This is a genomic window from Corynebacterium mucifaciens (assembly GCF_012396315.1).
In the GTDB taxonomy this organism is placed as follows: Bacteria; Actinomycetota; Actinomycetes; order Mycobacteriales; family Mycobacteriaceae; genus Corynebacterium; species Corynebacterium mucifaciens.
Window position 1 is genome coordinate 1 of the sequence record NZ_JAAXPF010000019.1, and the last position, 10,469, is coordinate 10,469.

Genomic DNA, 10,469 nt, shown 5'->3' on the forward strand with positions numbered 1-10,469 from the left:
ACACCGCCGCAGCGCTTAACCCGGACTCGTATAACTCAACCGCCTCACGGCGAAACTCATTGCTGAACTTGTAACCCATTCAAGGCCTTCCCGCCCCAAAGTGGTCCAACTAAATGTCCGCAGTCCCAATCCCGGCCACGCTCTCGAGGAGTAAGCACCCTGGGGTAAGCATCCTCGACCGATGGCCCGAAAATTCCGTTCCAACCGGCCGAAAGCGTATGCTGTACCACGCGAATGAGCCGGCCGGGCGACCGCGGCGCTGCGAACCACCCAGATATGGGGAAGGCGCAGGTCGAGGAAAGTCCGGACTCCATAGGGCACGGTGGTTGCTAACAGCAACCCGGAGCGATCCGCGGGAAAGTGCAACAGAAAGTAGACCGCCTCGGTGACGAGGTCAGGGTGAAAGGGTGCGGTAAGAGCGCACCGGCATCTGCGGCGACGCAGGTGGCCAGGTAAACCCCACCGGGAGCAAGGCAAGAGCCCCCGCCATTGGCGGAGGTCGTCGGACGCAGGCTGCCCGCCCAGTCCGAAGGTAGCTGCTTGAGGCGCCCAGCAATGGGTGGCCCAGATGGATGGTCGCCGCCCCGCTCGCGGGGAACAGAATCCGGCTCACAGGCCGACTCATTCGCCCATTTCGTGGCACGATAGCAGCTTATGAAGCTCTACGCCGCGCCCCTGGATTTCCGCTCAATCGCGCGCGAATTCGACGTGCGCACTGGGTTCGCGCCGGAGCTCCATGCCGATGCGGCGCAGCTGGAGGACCGCTTTGCGGGCTCGCGTATCGACGCCCGTTCCGTCCCCCTCGTCACAATCGACCCCGCCGGATCGATGGACTTGGACCAAGCGGTGCACATCGAACGCCGCGCAGGTGGCGGGTTTGTGGTGCGCTACGCCATCGCGGACGTGGCCGCGTTTGTGGCGCCGGGGTCCGGTGTGGCGAAGGAGTCGTTGGAGCGCGGGCAGACAATCTACCTGCCGGACGAGCCGGCACGGCTGCACCCGGAGGAGCTGTCGGAGGGGTCAGCGTCGCTCCTGCCGGAAGTAGACCGCCCCGCCGTACTGTGGACGTTCGAGCTGGACGACTCCGGCGAGGTGGATGCGGCGCACGTGGAGCGCGCGTTGGTGCGCTCAGTTGCGCGGCTGGACTACGAGGGCGTGCATGCCGACATGCAGGCGGACACCGTCCACCCCTCCATAGCGCTGCTGGAGGAGGTGGGCCGACTGCGGCAGCAGTCCTCGCTGCGCAGACAGGCGGTCAACCTGCGCCTGCCGTCCGTGCGCGTGGTCGGCGACGGCGACACGTTCGAGCTGGTCATCGAACCGCGCCACCCTGTAATGGACTACAACTCCGAGATCTCCCTGCTCACCGGCATGGTAGCGGGGCGGATGATGGTGGATGCCGGCGTGGGGTTCCTGCGCACACTTGGGCCGGCGGATACGGCTGGAGAGGCGGAGTTCCGTCGGGAGGCCCGCAACCTCGGCTACCCGGCGGAGGAGGTGTCCGCCGACATCGGCGAATTCCTGGCCAGCGTGGACGCCGACACTCCGCGTGGCATGGCCGTCATGCGCGAGGCGCAGAAGCTCCTGCGCGGATCCGGGTACGTGGATCTCTCGGCGGGCGAGCCGGAGGTCCACGCCGGCATCGGTGGGTACTACTCGCACGTCACAGCACCGCTGCGGCGGCTCATCGACCGCTACGCCACCGAAGTCTGCCTCGCCATCTGTGCCGGCACGGAGGTGCCTGAGTGGGTGAAGCGCGACGCCCCGCGAGTGATCAAGACCATGGGCAGGTCGTCTCAGCTGGCCAACACCGTGGAGAAGGCGAGCCTGCACCTCACCGAGGCGACGGTGCTCAAACCGTGGGTGGGCCACAACTTCGACGGTGTGACCCTAAAAACGGGCGAGGACGCCGCGCGGGTATTCATCGTCGACCCGCCGGTGCTCGCGCCGTCGACTGGCGCGCCCGAGGAGGGCGTGGAGACGAAGTTCTCACTCGTGCGGGCGGACCCGACCGCACGGGAGGTCGGGTTTGCCTGGCCAGCTGACTAGGGCTTTTGCGGAGGAGAACGTGGGTCGCTGTGCCCGCTCTAAATTAACGGGGAAGTAACCGATTCAGCGCTTCGTGGTGAGCGCGGCGCAGGTCCCTGTCAGATGCGTCCATACGTACTCCCTACGGTCCTCGGCTCGACATCCAGTAGAGCGCCAACTCGACATCGCGCGCTCGCCACTGCAGACCACGCGACGCATTGACGTCATCTCTCAGCGCCTCCACAGCGGACATATACCGAGAATAGACACCTGACGTGTACGCGATGGGGATACCGATATTTTGCAATGAGGCGTGTGCGCGCCGGTCGTAGACCGCCATCCGCTCTGGCACACCGGCGGCCAGCACTGCCGAGGCGACAGCTCTGCCGCGTCGCAGACCGGGTAGGGGGTGCAGCGTGGCGATGGCGTCGGCCGCGGCTTCAGAGATTTGTGCCGCAGAGCGAGCGCGCTGAAACGCTAGGCCAGTGGCTTCGCGGACGTCGTGTTCCGGCATTTGCATGAGGTCCTTCACCCAGATCGTGCTGGCGTTGAGACGCTTCCAGCAGACCAGCGCAGCGATGTCGGTCTTTCCTGCGCTGCCGGTTACCGCGATTCGCTCGCTGACTTCGCGCAGCACGTCATCGTAGTGGTCGTTCGCGGAGGCCATGTACGCGTCGTGGGCGAAGATGAGCTGGTCTATGTGCGTCCCGGTAAGCGCGAAGCGGTCCTGCTCGCCCACGCCGGACCCGCCGGTCATGCCTAACCCTCCAGGCGGGCGGGCTCGCCGGCTGCGACCTCAACGACCTCGTATTCCCGCGCCATCGAGCCGGCGAACGCATCCGCCTCCTGCACAGGCACGAATGCGATCACGGCGTTGGAGGTGCCGGTAGCGGCGGGGCGGGCGGCGACGGCGCCTCGCTCACGCGCGAGCGCGACCAGCGCGTCCGGGGTGGCCAGGCTGTGCGCCTCGGAGGCTGAGTTCAACAAGGTGAACAGCTCGTTGGCGCGCCTCGAGCGAAGGGCCTTCGATGCGGCGAGGGAGCGCAACGTCTCGGACTCGCAGAACGTCACCCAGCGGCGTGCGGTTTCCGGGTCGGGTGCGGTGTCGTCCCCGGCGGCGCGGCGGGCTTCGACCCACTGGGCGACGCGGCCGGAGGCGTCGGGAAGCTGGCGCAGCGATGCGACACCGAAGTTGGTGCAGGCAGCGTCGATGAATGCGCGATGTGCTGCGATTGCCTCGCGGGATTCTGCAAACGGCGCCCCCAGGCCTGCTGCCACGGAGAACACGCGCACGCCGTGGCGCGACGGGTGCGGCGCCTGGGTGAGCGAGCCGTCGGCGTAGTCCACGACGGAGACCCCCTCGGCGCCGCGCAGCGCAACGGAGTGGCGGGCGCGGAGGACCGGCAGCGACGAGTAGGTCGTCATTGCATGCGAGCAGATCTCCGCCAGCCGCGCCCTAAACGGGGCGGTGTCCACGTCGTCGTGCGCGCCGGCGAGCGCCAGTGCGATCGCGGCGTCAGCGGCGTACAGCGCGCCCAGCCCGGCGCCAACCGGCACGTCGGACTCCACGGTGATGTCCACGCCGGCAGTGTCGCGGGAGAGCACCTGGCGCTGCACGAGCGTGTGCACCAGGCCCCACCAGCGCCGCCCGAGGCCGTCGGCGGGCTCCTCGTCGAAAGGCAGTTGTGCCGAAAATTCCTGGCCTAGCGGCCCGCGCGCGGACACTGACACCACGCGGTCCGGGCGAGGGCTCACTGCCGCCGCGGCCCGCAGCGCAGCTGCGCCCGCCAGGGTGACGCCTCCGAAGTGGTCCACATTCTCGCCGATGAGCACCCAGGTGCCGGGTGCGGACGCCACCCGACCGGACCCTGGGTGGGCCGCGCGGACGCGCTGCGCAGGGGACTGCGAGGGGGTTTCAAACACTGCCATGTCACGCTCCTTCAACCGCCACCACACTACCAACGGCGCCGGTACAGTCAGACGGGTAAAGCGCCCTCGACAGACAGGAGAGAAACGATGGCCGACGAGCAGTACTACTACAACCCCGCTACCGGCGAAGTCACCCAGGGTAAAGAAGCGGCGTGGGACAACCGCATGGGCCCGTACGCCACCCGCGAAGAAGCCCAGCAGGCTCTGCAGATCGCCGCGCAGCGCAACAAGCGCGCCGACAACCAGGACGAGGCCGACGACAACTGGGGCGAGGCCCCGTCCTGGGACAAGTAGCTACAGCTTGATCTTCTTGAACGCCTTGCGCACCTCGCGCACGGCGTCGTCGTAACCGGCGAGCGCGCGCTCCCCGCGGTCGAGTTCGCGCTGGTAGAGCATGCCGTACGCGAAAGTGTCCTCGCCGCGCTCCCGCGCCTCGTCCGCCAGCCGCTGGATGCGGTCGCGCGATGTCACCGCGTCCTGGAAATCGCCCAGCTTGGACTGCAGCGCCTTGCAGGCCTTGGCCAATCGCCCAGCCTTCAGCCCTGCGTCGGCCGCGGCGTTGGCGGAGTAGCGCAGCTTTTTCGCCGCCTTGCGCACGTCGTGGACGTAGTCCTCGCGCTCGTGCAGCGGCAGGTCGGTGTCGTGGTAGTGCTCGTCGACCTTGTTGTGGCGCTTCTTCAGCTTCTTGTAGCCGCGCTCGAGGTGGTCGTAGAGCACCTCCTTCGACTGCTTCTGCTCCTTCTTCGCAGGGGCTTCCTGCTTAGCGACGGGCGGTTCCGCCAACAGCCCATCAATGGCATCCAGCAGGTCCAGGAAGCGCTGCGAATTGAGCATGTCCACGATCTCGGCGTGGGCCTCGTTGTAGTCGCGCCGCATGTCGCCGGCGATGTGGGCGCGGGCGGCCTCGTCGACCAGGCCGGACTCGTCGGAGTCCAGCAGCTCCAAGAAGCGTTCTTCGACCACCTCGGCGTCGCGTGCAGTGCCCAGTACAGCTGCGGAGTGCTTGAGCTCGGCCTCCAGCTCGGTCAGCTGCTCGCCCTCCAGGATGCCCTCGAAGGTTTCCAGCAGGGAGCGCATCTCGCGGGTGGCTACGCGCATCTGGTGCACGGAGTCGAATTCGTCGGCACGCACGCGCGGCTCCCAGGCCACGATGGCGTCGCGCTGCTTGCGCAGGGATTCCACCACCGCGGCGGCGGGGGAACCCTCGTCGAGTTCGGCGCGCAGGTGCGGCGGCAGAGGAGCGTTCGAGGCGGAATCTCCCAGCGCGGTCGCGAGCTTGGAGGGGGAGGCCGACTTGCGCGCGCCAGCCGCGATCAGAAACGACGTGCCCTGATTAATCAAGGTGTTGCCGGCGTCGGTGCCTGCGAGGGTCTCGGACAGCTCCAGCTCCCACTCGCGCCAGCTGGTGCGCTCGCCGCCGGGCAGCAAGGACCAGGCGGTGACGTGGTCGTCGCAGAACTCCGCGACAGCGCCTTCGGCGCCGGCGAGGGTGATCTCCACGCGGCGGTTGTCTACCTGCGCAATAGGCGCGAGCTCAGCGGTGCGCACAATCGCGCGAACGTGGGTGAGGAGTTCCTCGGGCACGGCCGAAGGGTCGTCGAGAGGCATACGCACCTCGTTGCGTCCGCCCTCCTTGGGCAACTTCAGGTGCCACCCATCGTCGTTGCCGCCGGTGCGGCGGCGCAGGGTGATCTTGGAGCGGGTGAGCCGCAGGTCTTCCGTGTCGTAGTAAACGGCGGAGAGGTTGTGCTCGCGCATCGTCGCGATCTCGTCGACGCCGGGCAACTGGGTGAGGTCCGGCAGGGACGTGCCCTCGTCGACGGCGAGCTTGATTTCCACCTCGAGGAACTGCTCGGGTGCTTGTGCGGCCATGATCGTTGTCCTCCTTCAAGAGTTTGGTGCCCAAGCTTAGCCTGCCTAGCCACGTCGGACGGCCCGCTACAGTAAACGGGTATGAGCGCCCAAACCGACAACGTGCTGCGCCTGGTTGAGCAGCAGGACATCGCCTTTATCCGCCTGTGGTTCACCGACATCTTCGGTTCTTTGAAGACGGTGATGATGTCGCCCGCGGAGCTGGAGAGCGCGTTTGAAGAGGGCGTGGGCTTCGACGGCTCCTCCATCGAGGGGTTCAGCAGAATCTCCGAGTCCGACACCCTGCTGCGGCCCGACCCGTCGACGTACCAGCCGCTGCCGTTCGACGAGGACTCCGGCTACCAAACCGCCCGGATGTTCTGCGACATCACCATGCCGGACGGCGACCCGCTGTACGCCGACCCGCGCCAGGTGCTGCGCCGTCAAGTCAGCGCCGCCCGCGACATGGGCTTCGAGTTCATGGCCAGCCCGGAGATCGAGTTCTACGTGGTCAAACCCGGCGACGGCGACCAGCCGCCAACACCCGCGGACAAGGGCGGCTACTTCGACCAAGCCAAGCGCAACGAGGCGCCGAGGCTGCGCCGCCAAGCCGTGTCCGCGCTGGAGTACATGGGCATTGTCACCGAATTCTCCCACCACGAGGGCTCACCGGGCCAGCAGGAAATCGATCTGCGCCACACCGACGCGCTGACCATGGCGGACAACATTGTCACCTTCCGCTACGTGGTGAAAACGGTGGCGGAGATCAACGGCGTGCACGCGACCTTCATGCCGAAGCCATTCGCCAACCTCGAAGGCTCGGCGATGCACACGCACTTCTCCCTGTTCGAGGGCGACTCCAACGCGTTCCACGACCCGGACGACGAGATCAGCCTGTCCACCACCGGCCGACAGTTCATCGCCGGCATCATCGAGCACGCCAACGAAATCTCGGCGGTGACCAACCAGTGGGTCAACTCCTACAAGCGCCTGCAGTTCGGCTCCGAGGCGCCCACCGCCGCAACCTGGGGCATCTCCAACCGTTCCGCCATGGTGCGCGTGCCCACCTACCGCCTGCACAAGGCGGACTCGCGCCGGGCGGAGGTGCGCTCCATGGATTCCGCATGCAACCCCTACTTGGCCTACGCCGCCATCCTGGCCGCGGGTTTGAAGGGCATCGAGGAGGGCTACGAGCTGGACGAGCCGGCGCGCGACGACGTGTTCGCGCTGACCCGCCGCGAGCGGCGCGCGATGGGCTACCGCGACCTGCCAAACTCGCTGGACCAGGCACTGCGCCACCTGGAGCGCTCCGAGTTCATGGCGGAGGTGCTCGGCGAGCAGGTCTTCGAGTTCTTCCTGCGCGCGAAGTGGGACGAGTGGCACGACTACACCGCCCAGATCACCCCGTGGGAGATCGACACCGGGATCGACCTGTGATTTCGCCCGCCAAGCTCGGCCTGACGCACCCGCGCGCGGCGGAGGACCTCGAGGAGCTTTCGCTTCTCGACGACGCTTCGCTCTACACCCTCGCCGGCTCCGGCGACCCGGACCTCGCGCTGAACAACGCCCGCCGCCTCTACGACGCGCTTGGTAGCGGCTGGGGCGAACTGGTGGAGGCGCTGACCGACCACCCGGTCTTTCGCACCAGGCTGTTCGCGCTGCTGGGCGGCTCCACCGCGCTGTCGGACCACCTGATCGCGCACCCGGAGCAGTGGCGCCTGCTGCGCGAGGACGTGCCTGGCCACAACGAGCTCTACCGCACCATGCTCGCCGCGGTCGGCGTGGACGCGGACGGGCCGGGGCTGTACAGGGCGGGGGAGAGCGACGCTAGTGCGGCCAAACAACAGTTGCGGGACGCGCACCGCGGCCTCATCATGCGCATCGCCGCCGCCGACTTGGCGGGCACGTTCGCCTCAGTCAAGGGATACGGCGAAGGTGAGCCGATGCGGTACAGCTACACCACCGAGCGCCTGACGTGGCTGGCGGACGCGTCACTGACGGCTGCGCTGGCGGTGGCGGTGCGGTCCGTCTACGGCGAGGATGATCTGGACGCGGAGCTCGCCGTCATCGCCATGGGTAAGTGCGGCGCGGGGGAGCTGAACTACATCTCCGACGTGGACGTGGTGTTCGTGGCCGAGCCCGCGTCGCCGAAGATCACCCGCGTGGCGGCGGAGATGATGCGCCTCGGCTCCGCCTGCTTCTTCGACGTGGACGCGAACCTGCGTCCGGAAGGCGCATCGGGCGCGCTGGTGCGCACGTTGGATTCGCACCGGGCCTACTACCGTAAATGGGCCGAGACCTGGGAGTTCCAGGCGCTGCTGAAGGCGAGGCCGATGACCGGGATGATGGAGCTCGGCCGCGCCTACGCCGAGGCGATCGCCCCGCTGGTGTGGGAGGCATCCCAGCGGGAGTCCTTCGTGGAGGACGTCCAGGCCATGCGGCGTCGCGTGCTCGAGAACGTGCCGGCGGACATGCGGCGCCGGGAGCTCAAGCTCGGACCCGGGGGTCTGCGCGACGTGGAGTTTGCTGTGCAGCTGCTCCAGCTCGTGCACGGGCGCATCGACGACACGCTGCGCGCCCGCAACACGCTCGAGGCGCTGGCGGCGCTGGCAGAGGCGGGGTACGTGGGGCGCGAAGACGCGCGGGTGCTCCAAAACGCCTACGAATTCCTCCGCCTTTTGGAGCACCGCCTGCAGCTGCAGCGCTTCAAACGCACCCACCAGCTGCCCGAGCCGGACAACGAAAAGCGCAACCGCTGGCTTGCCCGCGCCGCCGGTTTCACTGCAGACCACCGAGGCACCGCCGATCAGGCGCTCTACCGCGAGCTGAAGCGCGTGCGGCGCGACGTCGCCGACCTGCACGAGCGCCTCTTCTACCGCCCGCTGCTCAGCGCGGTGGCGGATATGACCGTAGGCGAGGCCACCCTCTCCGCGGACGCGGTCAAGGCGCAGCTGGCCGCCCTTGGCTACCGTCACCCGGCGCGCGCGTTCGACCACCTTTCCGCGCTGGTGAAGGGCACCTCGCGCAAGGCCAAGCTGCAGGCGATCTTGCTGCCGTCGCTCATGCACTGGCTCGCCGACACCGCCGACCCCGGCCAGGGTTTGCTCAACTACCGCAAGCTCTCCGAGGCCGCCGTGGACCGCAGCTGGTTTCTGCGCATGCTGCGCGACGAAGGGGTCGCATCCCAGCGCCTCATGCACATCCTGGGCACCTCGCCCTACGCGGCTGAGCTGATTATCTCCGCCCCGGATGTGGTGAAGCTGCTCGGCGACGGCTCCAACGGGCCGCGCCTGCTTGAGCCCGCGCCAGACCAGGTGCATAAGGCGATCATCGCCTCGGCGAAGCGGCACCAGGGCGACCCGGACAAGGCGGTCGCCGTCGCTCGCTCACTGCGCCGCGCAGAGCTTGCGCGCATCGCCTCAGCCGACCTGCTCGGGATGATGGACGTCCGCCAGGTTTGTGTTGAGCTCACCTACGTGTGGGAAGCCGTGCTCGAGGCGGCGCTTCGGGCCGAGGTCTACGCGGATCTCGCGTCCTCGCCTCGCGACGAGCCTCCGGCCCGCCTCGCCGTCATCGCCATGGGCCGCCTCGGTGGGGCCGAGCTCGGCTACGGCTCGGACGCGGACGTGATTGTGGTGGCCGAGCCGTCTCGTGCCACCGCCGCCGACGAAGGAGGCGACGCCCTCGCGTGGGCAGCGAAGATCGTGGACCAGATGCGTACCCGGCTGGCCAAGCCGTCCGGGGACCCGCCGCTCGAGGTGGATTTGGGCCTGCGCCCCGAGGGCCGCTCCGGCGCGGTCGTGCGCACCATCGCCAGCTACGAGCGCTACTACCGCGAGTGGGGCGAGGTCTGGGAGCGCCAGGCGCTGCTCCGTGCAGCCGTTGTTGCCGGCGACCGCCGGGTGGGCGACGCCTTCCTGCAGGCCGCGGACGCGTTCCGCTACCCCGACGGTGGGGCAAACCCGGCCGACATCCGGGAGATCCGCCGGATCAAAGCCCGGGTCGACAACGAACGCCTGCCCAGAAACGCGGACCGCGCCACCCACACCAAACTCGGCCGCGGTGCGCTGGCGGATGTGGAGTGGACGGTGCAGCTCCTTGCCATGCAGCACGCCCACACCTACGAGGAACTGCGCACCCCATCCACCCTGGACGCGCTGGACTTCCTGGCGGAGCTTGATAACCCGGACGTGATCCCAGGCGCGGACGCCGAAGTGCTCCGCACAGCGTGGCTGACCGCCACGCACGCCCGCAACGCCATCGTGCTCGTCACCGGCAAGCGCACCGACCAGCTGCCCGCGCCGGGGCCCCAGCTCGCGCAGGTGGCGGGATCGGCCGGCTACGACCCGGACGACCAGCAGGAATTCCTCGAGGACTACCTGCGCATCACGCGCCGCGCCCACAAGGTGGTGGAGAAGGCATTCTGGGGCGAGGTGCCGTCCCTCGAGTTCGACTAGCGCCCCTCGCCGCACCACCCCGCCAGCCACCTCGGCGCGGATCCAGCTATCAAGGCCCAGCTATTCGCGCCCAGGAGGGGAGCGCGGACAAAAAGTTGGAGTGGTGGGGGCTGAAAGGTATTCCGATGCCCGCAGCATTTCCATCTGATATCCGCGATGGTGCGATCGAGAGGTTTTTAGCCGGCTCATCTGCCCGGGAAGTGT

7 protein-coding genes and 1 other RNA gene are annotated in these 10,469 nt (G+C 68.0%); 5 read left to right on the forward strand and 3 right to left on the reverse strand.

The features are described 5' to 3' along the window. Positions 1-235: 235 nt before the first annotated feature. Together rnpB and HF989_RS10490 are read left to right on the forward strand one after the other, a co-directional pair. Positions 236-628, forward strand: an RNA gene (rnpB, locus tag HF989_RS10485) — RNase P RNA component class A. A 26-nt stretch (positions 629-654) separates the two neighbouring features. Further along, entirely contained in the window at positions 655-2,049 is a 1,395-nt protein-coding gene (locus HF989_RS10490; protein WP_168686330.1) for an RNB domain-containing ribonuclease, read from the forward strand. 121 nt (positions 2,050-2,170) lie between these two features. Here the strand turns inward: HF989_RS10490 and HF989_RS10495 are convergent, their stop codons facing one another. After that, the gene (locus HF989_RS10495) at positions 2,171-2,785 is read right to left on the reverse strand and encodes a hypothetical protein (RefSeq protein WP_168686332.1); all 615 of its coding nucleotides are present in this window, start codon (positions 2,783-2,785) and stop codon (positions 2,171-2,173) included. A gap of 2 nt (positions 2,786-2,787) precedes the next feature. Next, complete coding sequence (locus HF989_RS10500; RefSeq protein WP_168686334.1) at positions 2,788-3,957, reverse strand: galactokinase family protein; 1,170 nt, start codon at positions 3,955-3,957, stop codon at positions 2,788-2,790. Positions 3,958-4,044: 87 nt separating this feature from the next. Between HF989_RS10500 and HF989_RS10505 the strand changes: the two genes are divergently transcribed. Further along, complete coding sequence (locus HF989_RS10505) at positions 4,045-4,251, forward strand: SPOR domain-containing protein (protein WP_168686336.1); 207 nt, start codon at positions 4,045-4,047, stop codon at positions 4,249-4,251. On the opposite strand, the gene HF989_RS10510 is transcribed toward HF989_RS10505, so the two are convergent. Then, on the reverse strand, positions 4,252-5,829 hold the full coding sequence (locus HF989_RS10510) for a CYTH and CHAD domain-containing protein (RefSeq protein ID WP_168686338.1): 1,578 nt from the start codon (positions 5,827-5,829) through the stop codon (positions 4,252-4,254). A gap of 81 nt (positions 5,830-5,910) precedes the next feature. Here HF989_RS10510 and HF989_RS10820 point away from each other — a divergent pair, with 81 nt between their 5' ends. Together HF989_RS10820 and HF989_RS10515 are read left to right on the forward strand one after the other, a co-directional pair. After that, positions 5,911-7,245, forward strand: a complete 1,335-nt coding sequence (locus HF989_RS10820; RefSeq protein ID WP_246233996.1) for a glutamine synthetase family protein — start codon at positions 5,911-5,913, stop codon at positions 7,243-7,245. Continuing rightward, a complete protein-coding gene (locus HF989_RS10515) occupies positions 7,242-10,265 on the forward strand; it encodes a bifunctional [glutamine synthetase] adenylyltransferase/[glutamine synthetase]-adenylyl-L-tyrosine phosphorylase (protein ID WP_343033607.1) in 3,024 nt (1,007 codons plus the stop codon). Before HF989_RS10820 ends, HF989_RS10515 begins: the two co-directional genes overlap by 4 nt. Positions 10,266-10,469 lie beyond the last annotated feature (204 nt).